The organism is Pseudonocardia endophytica, assembly GCF_004339565.1.
Lineage (GTDB): Bacteria > Actinomycetota > Actinomycetes > Mycobacteriales > Pseudonocardiaceae > Pseudonocardia > Pseudonocardia endophytica.
This window is the reverse complement of the sequence record NZ_SMFZ01000001.1, coordinates 3,104,775-3,122,757: the sequence shown is the minus strand read 5'-3', so window position 1 is coordinate 3,122,757 and position 17,983 is coordinate 3,104,775. Positions and strand designations below refer to the sequence as shown.

Here is a 17,983-nt window from a genome sequence, read left to right as displayed (position 1 = left end):
TCGGTCACCGTGTCGGGCGGTCACCCGGTGCTACCGTTCGTCGCCGGACGCAGGGACCGGAGCCGCGTGCCGCGCCGGGGCCGACGGCCCCGCGACGACCGTGGCCCGACCGGTCCGCTCTGCCCCGGCGGGAGGATCTGGCGGATGTCGACGATGGCCCTGCTCGGGCTCTTGGTGGTGGTGCTGGTGGCGATCGGTATCGCGGGTTTCCTGCTGCGCGGACGACGCGGGGGGCGGGGCGGAGACCCGGCGAGCCCGCCGCGGACGGTCGGTGAGCTGGTCGACCGCCGCCGGTCGGGAGTCGACGAACCGCAGCCCGCCGCAGGCGAGGAGCCCGCTGACTCCGACGACGACGCCACCGGTCCGGTCGCGACCTCCGGTGCCGGTCCCGTGGATCCGTCGGACTCGGGGGATAGTGACCCGGCCGAGTCGTCGTCCGGTGCGGACCCGTCCGGCGGCGCGCCGGACGAGCCGGGTCGCGCGGAGCACGACCGGATCGGGGCTGCGGGCCGCCACTCCACCTCCGCGACGACGACCGACGCCACGACGGACGCCACGGTCACCGCGACCGGGCCGGGCGCGGGCACCCCGGCGGCGAGCACGTCGTCGGACGCGTTGACCGACGCGACGCCGGATACGACGCCGGATGCGACGGCCGCGGCGACGGCGTCGTCGGCGGGGGCCTCGGGGACTGCGGTCTCCGGATCCTCCGTGTCCTCCGGGTCCGGTGAGTCGGACGAGGATGCTGCGGCCACGACCTCGTCGAAGTCCCGGCCCGGTTCGGACGCGGACACCGGACCGGTGAGCGCTCCGTGGGCGCGCGGTTTCGTCGGCGGCCGGCAGGTCACACCTCCTGCGCCCGCGACGGCTCCCCGTCCGGGCTCGGGATCGGCGACGCCGCAGACCGGGCGTGACGCAGAGACGTCCGACGCCGCCGGGACGACGGCGGCGGGGAGCACCGGAGCGGAGACGGCAGGCGGCTCGCCCGGTTCCGCGCAGCCGGGCTCCACGCGGTCCGGGGCGACCGGCGAGACGGCTCGCCCGTCGGCCCCGCCCCGGCAGCAGTCCCAGTCGCCGGTCGACCCGGACCTGGTCAAACGCGTCACCGCTGTCCCGTCCACCGGCGGGAAGCGCTCCGGAGGGGACACCGAGCGCGAGTTCCGGGAGGCGCGCGACCGGATGGCGGGACGTGTCGGCCGCGTGCCCGAGCAGTCCAGCCGGTCGCCGGAGTCGACGGAGGAGCCCGAGCCCGCGTCGTCACCGGCCGCGCCGCGGCCCTCGCCGTCTCCCCGCCCCGCGCGCGCCGCGGGGAGTGGAATTGCTGCGGCGGCCGCCGGCGTGGCAGGCGCCGCGGCGACGGCGTCCGTAGCGGGATCCCGCTCCGGGCAGGACTCCGAGGACGGCGAGGGCACGTCCACTGCGCTGTCCGCGACCGATCCGGACGAGCCGCCCACCACCGCCTCCCCCCGCCCGTCGCCCGCCCCGCGCACCGGGAGCACCACGACCGAGACCGACGACGAGCCCCCGCCCCGCCCGGCGCCACGGGTGATGCGGTCCGCGGCCCCGACCGGCCCCGCCCCGGACGACGAGCGGGCGGCGTCGGACGAGCCGGCCGGCGCCGCCGTCACCGGCCCGGTCGCGACGAGTACGTCCAGTTCGCTCTCCGACACTCGGCCCTCCGAGGAGCCCTCCCCGTCGACCTCCGCCACCAGCACGTCGGCCGAACAGGACGACACGACCGCGCCGCCCGGCGGCTCGACGTCCACCGCGTCCACCTCGGTCGGGTCCGGTTCTGGCGAGCCCGGCTCCTCGGCGTCCGGCACCTCGACACCCGGCGGGTTCACGTCCGACGGCCCCGCGTCCGGCTCCCCGGCGTCCGGCTCCACGCCCGACTCGGTGCCGACCGCGCCGGCGTCGGCTCGGACGGCGACGTCCGGGTCACAGCCGGCCTCGTCCGGCTCGTCCGGTGGCGAGGACGCAGGAGGGTCGAGCTCCACGGGCTCCGTGGTCACCGGCGTCGCGGCGGTCGCCGGGCTGACTGCCGGAGCGGCGGCGGTCGGTGCCGCCACGTCCCGTTCGCACTCGGACGAGCCGTCGACGGGAGCGGGGAGGGCCGACGCGGGCAAGGCCGACGCGGACAAGGCCGACGCGGACAAGGCCGACGCGGACAAGGCCGACGCGGACAAGGCCGACGCGGACAAGGCCGACGCGGACAAGGCCGACGCGGGGGAGGCCGACGCCGGGAAGGTCGACGCCGAGGAAACGGCCCCCGCGCCGTCGGCCCCGTTCGGTTCGTCCGTCGGCACGTCGTCGACGGAGCGGCCGTCGACGGATCGCCCGGTCGCGGACTCAGCGACCGTGGAGGCAACCCCGTCCAGCACCTCGACCGAGGACGCGATGCCCTCCGCGTCGTCGGATTCCGGAGCGGCCGTCGTCGCACCCCCGCCCGCCACATCCTCCGCCGGGGCCGCGCCGGAGCAGGTCGTGGCGTTCAGCGCCGCGTCCTCCGCCCGTCGTGCACCGGTGCCGTCCACGCCGGCCCAGGACGTCGACGTCCAGGTGTCCGACCGGGACTCGCGCCCCCTCACCGGCGTCGCGCTGTCCATGGTGGACGGATCGGGCGCCCCCGCCGGGTCGGCGAGCACCGGCGCCGCGGGCGACGCGAGGCTGCGCGCGCCAGGGGCCGGGCAGTATGTCGTCGTCGCGTCGGCGTCCGGCTTCCAGACGCGGGTGACGCCGTGCTCCGTCGCCGACGAGCCGGTCCGGGTCGGCGTCACGCTCGCGCGGTCGTCCGCCGTGCACGGCGCGGTCCTTTCCCCGGCCGGTGCGCCCCGACCCGGCGTGACGGTCGCACTCGAGCAGGACGGCGAGACGCTGGACAGCGCGGACAGCGGCAGCGACGGCACGTTCCGGTTCGCCGATCTGGACGCGGGCCACTACCGGCTGGTCGCCGGGGACGGGACGGACGTGACCGTGCTCGTCCCACCGGAGGCCGACGTCGAACAGGACCTCGTCGCGGCCGGGAGCCCGGGGTGACGCGGCACGTGGAGGGCCGGCTGGCGGGTGTCGACGGCGTCGACCTGTTCTGGCAGGGATGGCTCCCGGACGGCGGGCCGACCGGGGTGCTGCTGGTCAGCCACGGGATCGGGGAGCACTCCGGGCGCTACCAGAGCGTCGTCGACGAGCTCGTGCCCGACGGCTGGGCCGTGTACGGCCTCGACCACCGCGGGCACGGACGGTCCGGCGGCACCCGCGTGCACGCCAAGCGCTACCGGGACCTGGTCGACGACTTCGAGACGTTCCGCAGCGCCGTCGTCGCACGCCATCCCGGGCTGCCCGTGTTCCTGCTCGGGCACAGCCTCGGCGGGCAGATCGCGCTGGCCTACACGGTCGTGCACGAGAAGGCGCTGACCGGGCTCGTCCTGTCCGCGCCCGCGCTGGCCAGCGACGCCGTGCCGCAGGCCGTCGTGCCGGTGCTGTCGGTCGTCGCGAAGGTCCTGCCGACGATCCGGCCGGTCGGGATCGACGACTCGAAGATCAGCAGCGACCCGGCCGTCGTCGCGGACTACCGGGCCGACCCGCTGGTGCACCACGGCAAGCCGACGCTCGCGCTCGGTGCCGCGATCTACGAGCAGATGGACGAGCTGCCCGGCAAGGTCGGCGACCTGCGCCTGCCGCTGCTGGTCCAGCACGGTACGGCCGACGCGCTGACCGACCCGGCCGGGACCCGCGCGCTCGAGGACGCCAGCGGATCCCCGGACACGACCGTGCGCTGGTACGACGGCCTCTGGCACGAGATCTACCACGAGCCCGGCCGCGCCGAGCCGCTCGCGGACCTGCGCGAGTGGCTCGCCGAGCACCGGAAGGCCGCCACCGGGCCGGCCTGACTCGACGGTCACGCCCCGGCGGTGATCGACACCCGCCGAGCGACGCGACGGCCGGATGGCGGATATCCTGCGGGCCGCGGGGTGTGCCAGGAGGTGGCGGTGGCGGTCGAGACGACCGGGAACGCGACGACGGTGTCGGTGCACGAGCTGGTCGAGCGGACCGACTGGGCGGCCACGCCGCTCGGGCCACGCGAGGGCTGGGACCGGGAGCTGGAGGACTCGCTCCGGTTCCTGCTCGAGATCCGCCAGCCGATGGTCGTCTGGTGGGGAGCGCAGGACACCCTGCTCTACAACGACGCGTTCGTCGCGTCGGCCGGTCACCGGCACCCGTCGTCGTTCGCGCGGCCGCTGGCGGAGGGCTGGCCGGAGATCGCGAGCCACCTCGCCGACGACCTGGACGCCATCCGGCGCGGCACGCTGCACGGCATCTACCGCGAGGACGACGCGATCGTCCTGGACCGGGTCGGGCGCCAGGAGGCGACGTACTGGCAGTACTCGGCCACCCCGGTCCGCGGCTCCGAGGGCCAGGTGCTCGGGATGATCACCATGTGCAACGAGACGACCGCCAAGGTCGTCGGGGCCCGCCGGATGCGGCTCCTCGCGTCGCTGGGCGAGATCGCCAGGGACGCGCCGTCGGTCGGCGTCGTGGTCCAGCGCCTGGCCGCGGTCCTGGCGCCCGCCGGTGACGACATCCCGTGCGCGGTGATCTACGACCCGGCGGGCGACGCCGAGCGGGTCACCGTCGGGGTCGCCGACCCGCCGCCGGACTGGACGCCGGGCGAGCCGGAGCTGGCGGCCGAGCCGCTGATCTTCCGCGAGACCGCCCCGACACCGGTCGACGGCCACCACGCCCCGGTCCGCCACATCGTGCGCGGCCTGCTGCGCACCCCGGACGGCACGGTCACCCGCGGCATCGTGCTGGGCGGAGCGCCGCAGCAGCAGATGGACGACGACCAGCAGGCGTTCCTGCGCATGGTGATCGGCCACATCGGCACGGCGCTGACGGTCGCCGCGGCGCAGGAGGTCGACCGGACGGTCCGGGACGGCCAGGCCCGCACCGAGCAGGTCCGCACCGGCTACTACGCGTCGCTCGGCGACGAGTTCCGCACGCCGCTGACGCTCGTGCTTGGGCCGCTCGAGCGGCTGCGCGAGCACGCCGACCCGGCCGTGCGCCACGAGATCGCGCTGGCCCAGCGCAACGCGCAGCGGATGCTCAAGCTCGTCAACGGCCTGCTCGACGTGTCCAGCCTGAACTCCGGACGCCCGGACGGCATGTTCGCGCCGACCGAGCTGGGCACGACGACGGCGGAGCTCGCCGCGGCGTTCGAGCCGGTCACCGACCGGGCCGGCCTGACCCTGACCGTGGACTGCCCGCCCACCGACCGCCCGGTCTGGATCGACCGGGACATGTGGGAGAAGATCGTCCTCAACCTGCTCAGCAACGCCGTCAAGTTCACCCACGACGGCGGGGTGTCGGTCTCGCTGACGGTGTCCGGAGAGCAGGCCGTGCTCCAGGTGAGCGACACCGGTGTCGGGATCGCGCCGGAGCGCCTCGAGCAGGTCTTCCAGCGCTTCCACCGGGTCCGGGACACCGCGGCCCGCTCCCAGGACGGCAGCGGGCTGGGACTGTCGCTGGTGCAGCAGCTCGTCCGGATCCACGGCGGATCGGTCGACGTCACCAGCACGCCGGGGACCGGCAGCACGTTCACCGTCCGCGTCCCGCTCGGGTTCGCGCACCTGCCGTCGGACCGCCTGGTGCGCACCGGCGTCGGTGCCCGCACCGTGCCGTCGCTGGCGAACCCGTACGTCGCCGAGGCGCTGCGCTGGATGCCGGATCCGGCCCGTCGTGACACCGGCGCCCCGTCGCTCGACATCGGCCCCGCGAACGGCGGTGAGCCGACCACCGAAGGGACGCTCGACGTCGGCGGGCTGAGCCTGGACCACAAGGACCGGGTGCTCGTCGTCGACGACGACGCGGACATGCGCTCCTACCTGCAGCACCTGCTGTCCGAGCGGTGGACGCCGCAGGTCGTGACGAGCGGGACCGAGGCGCTGGACGCCGCACGCTCGGCGCCGCCGGACCTCGTCGTCGCCGACGTGTCCCTGCCCGGTCTGGACGGCATCGGCCTGTTGCGCGCGCTGCGCACCGACACCCGCACCGCGGGCGTCCCGGTCGTGCTGCTGTCCTCGCGGGCGGGGGAGGAGGCCGCTGTCGAGGGCCTTGCCGCCGGCGCCGACGACTATCTCGTCAAGCCGTTCTCCTCGCGCGAGCTGCTGGCGCGCGTCGCGAACCACCTGCAGCTGGGCCGGGTGCGACGGGCCGCGGAGCTCCAGTTCCGCGCGATGGCCGACTCGACACCGGCGCTCATCTGGGTCGACGACCCTGGCGGGCACCGGGTGTTCGTGAACCGCGGTTGGCTGGACTTCACCGGCGTCACAGAGCCCTCCGGGGAGCTGGGGCTGGACTGGCGGCGCCGGATCCACCCGGACGACCGGGAGCGCTACCGCTCGGTCACGACGGCGGCGACGCGAGCGACCGCGCCGTTCGAGGTCGAGTACCGGCTGCTCGACGGCAGCGGCAGGCACCGCTGGGTGCTCGACCGCGGCGCGCCGGTCGGCGGGGCGGACCGCGCCGTCGGCTACGTCGGCGGCTGCCTGGACATCGACGCGCAGCACCGCGAGCAGCGCAGGCACCGGATCTACTCCGAGGTCGGCGAGTCGCTGGAGCGCGCGATCACCCGGACCGGGCGGACCGACCAGCTGGCCCGCGCCGTCGTCGACGAAGGGCTCGCGGACATCGCGCTCGTGCACGAGGCGGGCACCGAGGGCGGCACGGCACCGCTGGCCGCGGCGGCGTCCCGCGCGGCGCTGGAGCCGCCGCTGTGGGAGCTCGGCCCGCTCTCCCCGGACACCGGGCCGATCGAGCACCAGCCGATCGGCACCGACCGTCTCGACGCCGCGCTCGCCGCACTGCCCGCAGCGCAGCGGGCGGCGTGGGAACGGGTCCCGATCCGGTCGGCCATGGTCGTCCCGCTCCCCGCGCGCGGGCGGACCGGCGCGCGGCTGACCGTCGCCCGCTGCGAGCCGGGGGACGACTACACCGCCGACGACCTCGACCTGGTCTCCGAGGTCGGCCGCAGGGCGGGCCTCGCGGTGGACAACGCGCGCCTGCTGGAGCAGGAGCGGGCCACCGCGCAGCGGCTCGGGCTGCTGCACAGGGCGACCGCGCGGATGTCGGCCGCGGCGACGGCGGGCGACGTCGCCGCCATCGCCGCCGACCACATCGTCGACCTGCTGGACGCCGACTACTCCGGTGTGTGGGAGCTGCGCGGGCAGTGGCTGCGTGCGCTGACCGGGCACGGATGGGACGACGCGCTGTGGTCGCGCGCCGGGCAGCTCCGGGCGGACGCCCCGCTCGCGTTCGGGGAGGTGCTGCGCGAACGGGTCCCGCTGTGGCTGCCGTCGTCGCAGGACTGGGCGCAGCGGTTCCCCGCGCAGGTCGGGCTCGTGCCGGACGGCGCGGAGACCGTCGGATACCTGCCGTTGATCGCCGGTGGACGGACACTCGGTGTGCTGGCCGTCGGGTTCCTGCACGAGCGCGTGCTGTCCGGGCCGGAGCGCGAGGCGGCCGTCGCCGTCGCCGAGCTGGCCGCGCAGGCGCTCGACCGCGCGTCGATGCTCGAGGTGGAGACGGAGGCGCGGCGGCTCGCCGAGCGGCTCGGCTCGATCGCGACGGCGCTGTCGCGGGCCACCGACCTGGAGTCGGTGGCCGAGGTGATCGTCGAGCACGGACGGTCGTCGGTGGAGGCCGAGGCCGTCGTGCTGCTCGCGATCGGCGACAACGGCGTGCTCGGACCGATCGCCGAGGACGGCTGGCCGTCCGACCCGGCCGCCACCACCGGGCCGCTCGGTCGCACCCACCCGCTGAGCCGCGCCGTCGCGACCGGGGAGCCGCTGTGGAGCGCCGCGGCGCCCGAGGACGAGCCCTACCCGGTCCAGACCGCGGTGCCGCTGATGGTGGCCGCCCGCCCGATCGGCGTGCTCGGCTTCCGCTTCGAGTCCGAGCCCGCGTTCACCGCCGAGCAGCGCAGCTTCGTGCTGACACTCGTGAACCAGTGCGCCCAGTCGATCGTGCGCGCGCAGCTGCACGCGGCCGAGCACGAGGTCGCGGAGACGTTGCAGCGCAGCCTCCTCCCGCAGAAGCTCCCCGAGCTGGACCGGATGTCCCTGGCCACCCGCTACCGCCCCGGCACGCAGGGCACCGAGGCGGGCGGCGACTGGTTCGACGTGCTGGCGCTCGACGACGCGAAGGTCGCGCTCGTCGTCGGCGACGTCGTCGGGCGCGGTCCGTCCGCGGCCGCCGTGATGGGGCAGCTGCGCAGCGCCGTCGCGGCGAACCTGGTGAACGGGCAGAGCCCGGCGGGCGCGCTCGAGCAGCTCGACCAGTTCGCGCTGCGGGTCAGCGGCGCCATGGCCAGCACGGTCGCGTGCGCGGTGATCGACACCGCGACCGGCGAGATCTGCTACGCCAGCGCGGGGCACCCGCCGCCGCTGCTGGCCGGGCCCGGCGGTGTGCGGATGCTGGACAAGGGCCGCGGGGTGCCGCTCGGGATCTCCGGTCGGCCGCCGTTCGTCGAGGACTCGGACCGGATGGAGCCGGGGGAGACGGTCCTGCTCTGCTCGGACGGCCTGTTCGAGCGCCGCGGCGAGGTCGTGGACGACGGCCTGGCCCGCCTGGCCACCGCGTTCGGCGAGCTGTCCGCCGCCCAGCCGCGGGACATGGCCGACGCGCTGCTGAGCCGCATGTCGGAGGGGTCGGCGATCCCGGACGACACGGTCGTCCTGGTGGCGCGCTACATGCCGGCCCCGCTGCGGCTCGAGGTCGCGGCCGACCCGACCCGGCTGGCGCCGCTGCGGCGGACCGTCGACGCCTGGTGCGACGCGTGCGGCATGGGTGCCGACGCGCGCAGCGACCTCCAGCTGACGGTCGGCGAGGCGACCACGAACGCGATCGAGCACGCCTACCTGGGTGGCCCGGTGCCGGGCGCCACCGCGACCGTCGACATCGGACTGGCGCTGCGCCCGGACGGCGCCGTCGCCGTCGAGATCGCCGACCACGGGACGTGGCGGCCACCGCCTGCCGACCCCGGCTACCGGGGACGCGGGATCGCGCTGATCCGCGAGCTCGCCGAGGAGGTCGTCGTCGCGCCGTCGGACGGGGGCACGCTGGTCCGCTTCCGGCTCCCGTCGATCCCGGTCGAGATCGGAACGCCGGGGGCCGGACCGCCGGTCGAGTTCGTCGCGGGCGAGGCGGACCCGGGGCGCCCGGTGGAGGCGGAGCCCGGTGAGGCGTCCACGCCGCCGGACCGCACCCGGCTGCGCGCGACGCCGGACCGGCACGGTCTGCGGCTGACCGTCGTCGGTGATCTGGATCTCGGTGGCGTGGCGTCGATCCGGACGTCGTTGTTCGAGCAGCTGGCCCAGAGCCGTCCGGTGGTGACGCTGAGCCTGGGCAGGGACGCGTTCGTCAGCAGCGCAGGGATCGCGCTGTTGTCCGAGGTCGCGCGCCGGATGCGGGCCGAGGGCACGTCGCTCTCGCTGGTGGCCCCGGCCGGGAGCCAGGCCCGCCGTGCGCTCGTGCTGTCCGGGTTGGACTCCGTGATCGGGCTCTCCGACGACAGCTGAGCCTGTCCGGACACCCCTGGCGGACTTCTCGTTCGCCGGAACGGCCGTTGAAGGCGAGGTCCGCAGGTAGTAGAAAGGCGTTCGTGGCAGAAGCACCGGCAGCGCATCTCGGAGAGATCTGGGGTGCCCGCCGCGCTTACTGTTTCGACCAGTGCTGTCCGAGTTGAGCCAGCTCCTCCGCCTCCCCGCTCACTCGTTCGACACGCACCTGGAGAATTCACTGTGGACGCCCCGTCGGCTGCCGCGCGCTCGTCGCTCTCTGCTGTCCGTTCCGTCCGGAACGTCCGTTCCGCGTCACCGGCCCCGACGCCGTACGGCATCGAGGACCTGCGCGATCTGACCCGGCGGATCGCCGCCGAGGTCCGCAGGGGCGAACACGAGGTGATCGTCGATCCGGAGCGGCGCTGGTACAAGCTGCTGCGCAGCGACGGCTTCTGCGACATCTGGCTGATCAGCTGGGCGACCGAGCAGATCGCGGAGCTGCACGACCACGCCGGCTCGCTCGGGGCGCTCACCGTCGTCTCCGGTGCGCTGACCGAACGGCGCTGGACGGGCGACGCCGGACTGCGCACCCGCACGCTGCGTCTCGGCCGGGGTGCCGGGTTCCCGCTCGGCCACGTGCACGACGTCGCGAACACGACGGCCGAGCCCGCGGTCAGCGTGCACGCCTACTCGCCGCCGCTGTCGGCGATGTCCTACTACGACGTCGAGAACGCCCCCGGCGGTTCCGGCACCCGGCTGCGCAGGCTGCGCACCGAGCTCGTCGAGCCCGGACAGGGCGTCGGATGAGCGAGCCTGCGGGCGGATCGTCGGCAGTGAGCGAGCGTGCGAGCGAATCATCAGCTCAGCGCCGCACGATCGCCGACGTCCTGGCCGACGCGCGCGCCCGGCTGAACCGTCCGGACCCGACGAAGGCGGCCGGGCTCGTCGAGGACGGCGCGTACCTGGTGGACACCCGTCCGGCGTGGCAGCGGGAGAAGTTCGGCACGATCCCCGGTGCACTGTGGGTGGAGCGCAACCACATCGAGTGGCGCCTCGACCCCACGTCCGGCGCCCGGATCCCGGAGGCGATCGACCACGACGTGCGGTGGGTGCTGTTCTGCACCGAGGGTTACGCCTCCAGCCTCGCGGCCGCGTCGCTGCAGGACATCGGGCTGCACCGGGCCACCGACATCGACGGCGGGTTCCTCGCCTGGCAGGCGGCCGGCCTGCCGACGGTCCCGGCCGACCCTGACGCCGTCCCCGCGCAGCCGGGTGGAGCCGACCCGCGCTGACGCCCGACCCCGCCACTCGACGGCCGTGCCGCGATCGACTGTGACGTTTCGGCGGTGATCGCCGTCCGAACCCACCACTCGATCGCACGGGGGTGGTCGAGCGTGACGTTCCGGCGGGAGCGCGCCGACGGCCCGTGGACGCCGACCCGGTCCCGCCGACACGCCGGTGTCACGGAGCGGCCCGCAGTCGTAGGTAGGCGGACACGAGCGTGCACAGCTCGTCGACGACCATGGACCGCTCCAGGTCGGGTTCCTCGAGCACGTAGCTGATCGCGACGTGCTCGACCGTGCGCACGACGACCCAGGCAACGGCTTCCACAGGGACCAGCGGGTCAGGGCCGTTACGGAACCGCAGCGCCGTCGTCGTGACGTTGTCGATCCGCTGCGCGAACGCGACCCGCCGGTGGCCCGCCGTGCGCGGGAGCCGCTCGGACAGCACCCGCAGCAGGGCGGGCCGCTCGGCCAGCGCGTCCACCAGCTCGGACACCACCCCGCGGATCGACGCGGGCGACAGGTCCGGTCCGAGCCGCCCGGGGAATGCGGCCGAGATGCGAGCCTCGAGCGCCGTCACGTACCGGTCCAGCACCTCGGTGATCAGCGCGTCCTTGTCCGGGAAGTACTGGTAGAGCGAGCCGGGGCTGACGCCGGCACGGGTGGCGACGCGGTTCGTCGAGGTGCCGTCGTAGCCGCGCTCGGCGACGACGTCCTCGGCCGCGGCGACGATCCGTTCCACCATCGCGCGGGACCGCTCCTGCTGCGGAACCCGGCGGCCGGTCACCGGTCGTCCGGAAACGCGAATTGAACGCGAGTGATCGCTCGTGTCAGCATCGAGGACATGGTGGCAGAGATCGTGCCCTCCCGCTTCCGCTCCGCACCCGAGCGCAACGCGCGGATCGCCCGTCCGCTCGCGATGGCCGCGGGCGTGACGGCACCCGACGAGTCGTTGATCGACGAGATCGGGCGCCGGATGACGAGCCGCGACGAGGTGGGCGCCCGGCTGGTCGAGGCGATGGGCCGGTCCGCCGGCGACCCGGAGCGGGTCACGATGCGCGCGTTGAACGACGCGCTCGCGGCGGGTGTGGCGCCCGCCGACGCCCCGGCGGCGCTGCACGCGTTCTTCGACGCCGTCACCCCGGAGCCGGACTGGCTCGACCGCGAGCTCGTCGAACGCGGAGCGCGGGCCTACCGCCGCCTGGGTCGCAGCCGCGAGGACGTGCTGCTGGGGCTGTCGCTGATCGGCGGCTACCGCTACGGCGGCCCCACCGAGCTGCTCGTGCGCACCGGCGGGCTCACCGGGTCCGGCGCCATGCGCCGGCTCGCCGAGACCCAGGCGTGGGGGTTCGCCGTCAGCAGGCCGGGCGGGATGGAGCGCGGCGGCGAGGGCTGGAAGGCGACGCTGCACGTGCGCGCGATGCACGCGCTCGTCGCGAACCGGTACGAGCGGGACTGGGACACGGCCGCACTCGGCCTGCCGATCAACCAGGCCGACCTGGCCGCGACGCTCGGGCTGTTCAACAGCACCGCGATCCTCGGCTGCCGCCTGCTCGGCCGGCACGTCACCCGGGCGGAGTCGCGCGCGATCATGCACCTCTGGCGGTACGTCGGGTGGCTGATGGGCGTCGACGAGGACTGGCTGTTCCGCACCGAGCGCGAGCAGAACGCGTTCAACCACCACGTGCTGCTGGCCCAGGGCGACGTCACGCCGTCCGGTGCACGGCTGGCGACGGCGCTGGTGGACGGCCTGCGGTCGGAACGGACCGGTGGCCGGCTGGACCGGCTGCGAGGCGACTGGGAACGACGACGCCTGCTCAGCCTGCTGCGGCTGTTCCTGCGCGCCGACGGCATGCGCGACCTGGGCCTGCCGGTGACGTGGCCGTGGGTCGTCCCGGCCCAGGTGGCGCGCAACCTCGTGGAGTCGCTCGTCGTCGCCCGGAGCGAACGGGGGCGCCGGTGGCTGGAGGAGCGGTCCGACGCGTGGGTCCGTGGAGCGCTCGCCCGCCGGTTCGGAGCCGCCCGTCCGGGCCCGCGCGACCTCGCCTAGGTGAACGCGCTCTCGCCGGTGATGTCCCGCCCGACGATCAACGTCTGCATCGTCTCGGTGCCCTCGAACGTGTGGATCGCCTCGATGTCCGCCCAGTGCCGGACGACGTGGTGCTCCAGCAGGATCCCGTTGCCGCCCAGCATGTCCCGCGCCTCAGAGAGGATCTTGCGCGCGGTCCGGGTGTTGTTCATCTTGGCCAGGCCCGCGACGGTCGGGGACAGCTTCCCGGCGTCCGCGAGCCGTCCGATCTGCATGCAGTAGAGCTGCATCCCGGTCAGGTCCGCCAGCATCGACACCAGTCGCTGCTGCACCACCTGGAACGACGCCAGCGGCTTGCCGAACTGCGTCCGCTCCTTCGCGTAGCGCAGGGCCGCGTCGTAGCCGGCGGTCGCGTGCCCGAGGGCCATCCACGCGCAGATCCCGCGGGTGTTCGCCAGCACGCGCGCGCAGTCCTTGAACGACGTGGCGTTCACCAGGCGGTTCTCGTCCGGGACGCGGACGTTCTCGAGCGTGATGTCGGCCTGCCAGAGCGCCCGCAGTGCGACCTTGCCCGGGATCTCCTTCGCCGAGTAGCCCTCGGTCGGGGTCTCCACGACGAACCCGTTCACCTCGCCGGACTCGGTGTTCCGCGCCCAGACGGTGACCAGGTCGGCCGTGGTCCCGTTGCCGATCCACCGCTTCGTCCCGTTCAGCACCCAGTGGTCGCCGTCGGGCGTCGCGGTCGTCTCCAGCGCGATCGAGTCCGACCCGTGCTCCGGCTCGGTCAGCGCGAACGCGCCCAGCTTGTCCATCGTGGACATCGACGGCAACCAGCGCTGCTTCTGCTCCTCGCTGCCGCACATCGCGATCGACTGCATGGCCAGTCCTGCATGGACACCCAGGAACGTGCCCAGCGACCCGTCGCCGCGGTGCAGCTCCATGTGCACCAGCCCGACCGCGAGCGGGCTCATCCCGGCCGCTCCGTACCCGACGATGTCCTCGCCGACGACGCCGAGCTCGGGCAACCTGCGGAACAGGTGCCACGGCAGCTCCGCGCGCTCCCAGTACCCGTTGATGTCCGGGAGCACCTCGTGGTCGACGAACTTGCGCACGTCGGCGAAGCGCTGCCACTGCTCCTCGGTGAACTGGTCGCGGACCGAGAAGAAGTCGGTGCCCAGTGCCTCGCCGAGCTCGGTGTACGGGGTGGTCATCGCGGAGCGGCTCCTCGTCGTCGAAGAAGCCGATCCTGGCATTCCCGTCAGGGTTCGCGCCCCACGAGCGTCATCAACGTGTCCGCGAGACGGTCGATCGCCGCGTTCGTCTGAGGTCCGCTCGGCGTCACGGCCGTTCGAGACGGCTCCAGAACGCGTCGAGCGCAGCGGCGACCGGGCGCGGATCGGTCACCGGCCACCAGTGGCCGACGCCGGCGAGTTCGGCGATCTCGGCTCCCGCCTCGCGCGCCGCGAACAGGTGCTGTTCGACGGTGCCGCTGGCCGCGCCGGTGTCCTGCATCGCGACGAGCGCCAGTCCCGGTTGTTTCCGGGCGTCCGCGAGGCGGCGTCCGGCGTCGGCCATCACCGGCTGCACCGCGGAGCGCAGCAGGGACAGGACGGCCCGGCCCATCGTCGGATCGAGTCCCGTGGCGACGCGTTCGGCCGCCGGACCGGTCATCCCGAGCCCGTCCACGACGGCGAGACGTTCCTCCAGGGAGCCGCCGAAGATCGCCGCGACGGACTCCTCCCCGGCCCCCTCCTGCTGCCACACCTGCGCCCGCGCGTGCCAGACGTAGTCCGGGGCGAAGATGCCGAGCGCGTCCGATGCCCAGCTGCGGACCAGGTCGGGCCGGGCCATCGCGACCGCGACGACGTGCGCGCCGCCCCAGTCGTGGCCGACGAGATCGACCGGGCCGTCGAACCGCTCGAGCCGGGCGACCAGCCAGTCGCGGTAGCCGGCGACGGTCGCGTCGAAACCGTCCGGCAGCGGAGCCCCGAAGCCGGGCGGGGAGAGGGTGACGGCGTCGACGCGTCCGAGCTCGGCGAGCAGCGGGCTCCACACGGAGGCGTTCTCGGGATTGCCGTGGACGAGGACCAGGGGTGTGTTCGGCACACACCCACTATCTATATTTGCGTGCACGCACGCAAGTAACTATCGACCGAACGCGACCCGTACGGTCCGGACGGCCTCGGAGGTCAGGCCGGCCGGGTCGACGGGTGGGTCGGCGATCAGCTGGAGGGCCGACCCGCGCACGATCGCCATCAGGACGGCTCCGGCCGCGTCCGCGTCGACCTCGGCCCGGACCGTGCCGTCGTCCACGCCCCGCCGGACGGCATCGCCCAGGAGGCTGCGGAACCCTTCGTCGCGCTCGGCGAACAGCGGTGACACGACCGGGTCCGCGGCGAGCGCCTCCATCCACAGCCGGAGGAACGCGGCCGTGGACGGCGTCGGGCGGGACACCGCCCGCAGGTAGGTCTCGACGATGCCGACGAGCTGCGCGAGGCCGTCACCGGCGTAGTCGGGCAGGTCCATGCGCTGTGCCCGGTCGAGCACCGCCTCGATCAGGCGCTCCCGGCTGCCGAACTGGTGGCGGACGATGCCGCGGCTGTAGCCGGCGGCCTCGCCCACCTGGGCCAGGGTGATCGGGCGGGAGCCGGAGCGGGCGATGAGCTCGGTCGCGGCGTCGACGACGCTGCGCTCGGTCTCGGCGCGTCGCTGCTCCTGGGTGCGACGGGCGGGCGGGTCGGTCACCACGAGCGCGACGCTACCGAGACCCCGGCTCAGGTCGTGACGGTGCCGCGCTGCTCGCCGAACGCGGCGAGGGCGACGTCGTTCCAGCGCTCCCACTCGTCGAGCTGCGCGAGGTACTGCTCGCGGACCGGCTCGTAGGAGCGGCCGAAGAACACCCGCAGCGGCGGTTCGTCGGCGTCGACGACCATGAGTAGGGCCCGTGCCGTCGCGGCCGGATCGCCCGGCTCGAACGTGACGCCCTGCTCGCGCAGGTGGTCGTAGGCCGGCATCCGCTCGCTGGACCGGCCGGCCTCCAGCCAGCCGGTCTCGTACGGGCCGGGCTCCACGTTCGTCACCCGGATCCCGAGGGCGCGCACCTCATGGGCGAGCGACTGGGTCAGACCCTCCACCGCCCACTTCGACGCGTGGTACGCCGCGATCCCGGGGTACGCCCGGACGCCGCCCTCGCTGGTCACGGTGATCAGGTGCCCGCTGTGCTGCGCGCGCATCACCGGCAGCGCGGCCTGCAGGACCCAGAGCGCGCCGAAGAAGTTCGTCTCCATCTGGTCGCGGATCTCGTGCTCGGTCAGCTCCTCGACGGTGCCGAAGTGGCCGTAGCCCGCGTTGTTCACGACGACGTCGAGGCGTCCGAAGTGGTCGGTCGCCCTGCGGACGGCGCCGAACACCGCGTCCCGGTCCGTGACGTCGAGCGTCAGCGGGAGGATCGCGTCGCCGTACCGCGCGACCAGGTCGTCGAGCGTGCTCGCATCCCGGGCGGTGGCGGCGACGCGGTCGCCGCGCTGCAGCGCCGCCTCGGTCCACAGGCGACCGAAGCCGCGGGACGCGCCGGTCAGGAACCAGGTCGTGTTCGTCATGGCTCCACCGTGCGCGCGCCGGACGCATGCGACAAGCGATGCTTTCGCACGATGGACATGCTTGAATCGCATACGTGGCGGAGCTGACGGTCGCGGGGCTGCGGGTCGTGCACGAGGTCGCCAGGCAGGGCTCGTTCAGCGGGGCCGCGACGGTGCTCGGCTACACGCAGTCGGCCGTGTCCCGGCAGGTGGCGGCCACCGAGGCCGCGGTGGGGACGGAGCTGTTCGAGCGGCTCCCGCGGGGTGTGCGGCCGACGGCCGCGGGGGAGGTGGTCGTGCGCCGGGCCGGCCGGGTGCTGGGGGAGATCGACGGCACGTTGGAGGAGGTCGCGGGCGTGCGGGACCGGTTCGCCGGGCGGCTCGTCGTCTCCGCGTTCCCGACGGCGGCCGCCGTGCTGCTGCCCCGGGCGATCGCCCGCGTCCGTGCCCGTCACCCGGACCTGCGCGTGGACCTGCAGGAGGCGGCGACCCCCCTGCAGCTACGACGGCTGAGGGCCGGCCGGGTCGAGGTCGCGGTCGTCGCCGTCGGGGAGGGGCTCCCGGACCAGGACCTCGACGGGCTACGAGCCGAACCGCTCCGGATCCCGCGCGGGTCCGGTGTCGCGGTCGGGCGGGACCACCGGTTGGCCGACTCCGACGTCGTCGACGTGGCCGAGCTGGCCGGCGAGACGTGGATCGTCGGGACGGGTGCGGCGGGCGAGCCGCAGTTCGGACCGTGGCCGGGACTCGCCGACCCGCACGTCGGACACGAGGTGCGGCACTGGGCGACGCGGTTCGGCCTGGTGGCGGCCGGGCTCGGGATCACGCTGGTGCCGGGTCTGGCCGCCGACTCCGTCCCGCGCGACGTGCGCTGGCTCCCGGTCCGCGACCCGGCCGGCCCACCGGACCGCAGCCTGCTCGCGGTGACCGCGGCGCACCCGTCGAACGCGGCGGCCGCGCTGGTCCGCGCGATCCGGGAGGACGCGGCGCGGATGGCGTGAGATCGCGGACCGTCGTCGTCCGCATCACACGATCGCCCGCTGGACCGAGGTCGACCGCGGCGGCCACCTCGCCGCGAAGGAGGAACCGCAGCTCCTGGTCGACGACGTCCGCGCGTTCTTCCGCGACCTGCGGTGAGGGTTCAGGCCTTCACCAGACAGAACGGATGGCCGATCGGGTCCAGGAACACCCGGAACGAGTCCGGCTTCGGTTGCACGTCGTGCTTGCGGGCGCCGATCTCCAGCACGGCGCGTTCGCCCTCGTCGAGGTCCGGGACGTCGAAGTCGACGTGCATGCGCTGCGGGTGCTCCTGCCCCGGCCACTCCGGCGGGCGGAACTCGCCGTCCTCGACGAGCTGGAACGCGAGCGTCGCGCCTGCGCCGCCGGACTCCAGCTCCGCCCAGCCGGGGTGGCTGTCGTCGGCGACCGGCCAGCCGGTGATCCGGCTGTAGAACAGGGCGAGCGCGAGCGTGTCCGGGCAGTCGAGCGCGGTCAGGCTGAGCTTGGCGATCGGCATGCCCCGACGGTAACGGCGGGCAC

The 17,983-nt window shown here is 74.5% G+C and carries 14 protein-coding genes; 7 read left to right on the top strand and 7 right to left on the bottom strand.

What is annotated here, in order from left to right; translation table 11 throughout:
- Positions 1-20 precede the first annotated feature (20 nt).
- Complete coding sequence (locus tag EV378_RS35350) at positions 21-1,997, bottom strand: hypothetical protein (protein WP_165922285.1); 1,977 nt, start codon at positions 1,995-1,997, stop codon at positions 21-23.
- 7 nt (positions 1,998-2,004) lie between these two features.
- On the opposite strand from EV378_RS35350, the gene EV378_RS35345 reads away from it, so the two are divergent.
- From EV378_RS35345 to EV378_RS14250, 5 genes are all read left to right on the top strand, one after another.
- On the top strand, positions 2,005-3,036 hold the full coding sequence (locus EV378_RS35345; RefSeq protein ID WP_165922284.1) for a carboxypeptidase-like regulatory domain-containing protein: 1,032 nt from the start codon (positions 2,005-2,007) through the stop codon (positions 3,034-3,036).
- Entirely contained in the window at positions 3,033-3,887 is an 855-nt protein-coding gene (locus tag EV378_RS14265) for an alpha/beta hydrolase (RefSeq protein ID WP_132425136.1), read from the top strand. Before EV378_RS35345 ends, EV378_RS14265 begins: the two co-directional genes overlap by 4 nt.
- A 99-nt stretch (positions 3,888-3,986) precedes the next feature.
- Positions 3,987-9,572 carry a SpoIIE family protein phosphatase gene (locus EV378_RS14260; protein ID WP_132425133.1) on the top strand — a complete coding sequence of 1,862 codons (5,586 nt, stop codon included), beginning with the start codon at positions 3,987-3,989 and terminating at the stop codon, positions 9,570-9,572.
- A gap of 222 nt (positions 9,573-9,794) precedes the next feature.
- Complete coding sequence (locus EV378_RS14255) at positions 9,795-10,361, top strand: cysteine dioxygenase (protein WP_132425130.1); 567 nt, start codon at positions 9,795-9,797, stop codon at positions 10,359-10,361.
- Between the two features lie 26 nt (positions 10,362-10,387).
- Positions 10,388-10,846 (top strand): rhodanese-like domain-containing protein, encoded by a 459-nt coding sequence (locus EV378_RS14250; RefSeq protein ID WP_243653452.1) that lies wholly within the window; start codon positions 10,388-10,390, stop codon positions 10,844-10,846.
- A gap of 169 nt (positions 10,847-11,015) precedes the next feature.
- On the opposite strand, the gene EV378_RS14245 is transcribed toward EV378_RS14250, so the two are convergent.
- A complete protein-coding gene (locus EV378_RS14245; protein ID WP_207908666.1) occupies positions 11,016-11,624 on the bottom strand; it encodes a TetR/AcrR family transcriptional regulator in 609 nt (202 codons plus the stop codon).
- Between the two features lie 57 nt (positions 11,625-11,681).
- Here EV378_RS14245 and EV378_RS14240 point away from each other — a divergent pair, with 57 nt between their 5' ends.
- The gene (locus EV378_RS14240; RefSeq protein ID WP_132425124.1) at positions 11,682-12,887 is read left to right on the top strand and encodes an oxygenase MpaB family protein; all 1,206 of its coding nucleotides are present in this window, start codon (positions 11,682-11,684) and stop codon (positions 12,885-12,887) included.
- Here the strand turns inward: EV378_RS14240 and EV378_RS14235 are convergent.
- The 4 genes from EV378_RS14235 to EV378_RS14220 all read right to left on the bottom strand — a co-directional run bounded on the left by EV378_RS14235 (position 12,884) and on the right by EV378_RS14220 (position 16,465).
- Positions 12,884-14,077 (bottom strand): acyl-CoA dehydrogenase family protein, encoded by a 1,194-nt coding sequence (locus EV378_RS14235; protein ID WP_132425121.1) that lies wholly within the window; start codon positions 14,075-14,077, stop codon positions 12,884-12,886. The genes EV378_RS14240 and EV378_RS14235 overlap by 4 nt on opposite strands.
- 127 nt (positions 14,078-14,204) lie before the next feature.
- Positions 14,205-14,972 carry an alpha/beta fold hydrolase gene (locus tag EV378_RS14230; RefSeq protein ID WP_132425118.1) on the bottom strand — a complete coding sequence of 256 codons (768 nt, stop codon included), beginning with the start codon at positions 14,970-14,972 and terminating at the stop codon, positions 14,205-14,207.
- 39 nt (positions 14,973-15,011) lie between these two features.
- Positions 15,012-15,614, bottom strand: a complete 603-nt coding sequence (locus EV378_RS14225) for a TetR/AcrR family transcriptional regulator (protein ID WP_243653451.1) — start codon at positions 15,612-15,614, stop codon at positions 15,012-15,014.
- A gap of 26 nt (positions 15,615-15,640) precedes the next feature.
- Positions 15,641-16,465, bottom strand: coding sequence for an SDR family NAD(P)-dependent oxidoreductase (locus tag EV378_RS14220; protein ID WP_132425115.1), 825 nt, complete (start codon positions 16,463-16,465; stop codon positions 15,641-15,643).
- A gap of 74 nt (positions 16,466-16,539) precedes the next feature.
- Here EV378_RS14220 and EV378_RS14215 point away from each other — a divergent pair, with 74 nt between their 5' ends.
- Positions 16,540-17,445, top strand: a complete 906-nt coding sequence (locus EV378_RS14215; protein WP_132425112.1) for a LysR family transcriptional regulator — start codon at positions 16,540-16,542, stop codon at positions 17,443-17,445.
- A gap of 140 nt (positions 17,446-17,585) precedes the next feature.
- Here the strand turns inward: EV378_RS14215 and EV378_RS14210 are convergent, their stop codons facing one another.
- The gene (locus tag EV378_RS14210; protein ID WP_132425109.1) at positions 17,586-17,960 is read right to left on the bottom strand and encodes a VOC family protein; all 375 of its coding nucleotides are present in this window, start codon (positions 17,958-17,960) and stop codon (positions 17,586-17,588) included.
- Between the last annotated feature and the right edge of the window lie 23 nt (positions 17,961-17,983).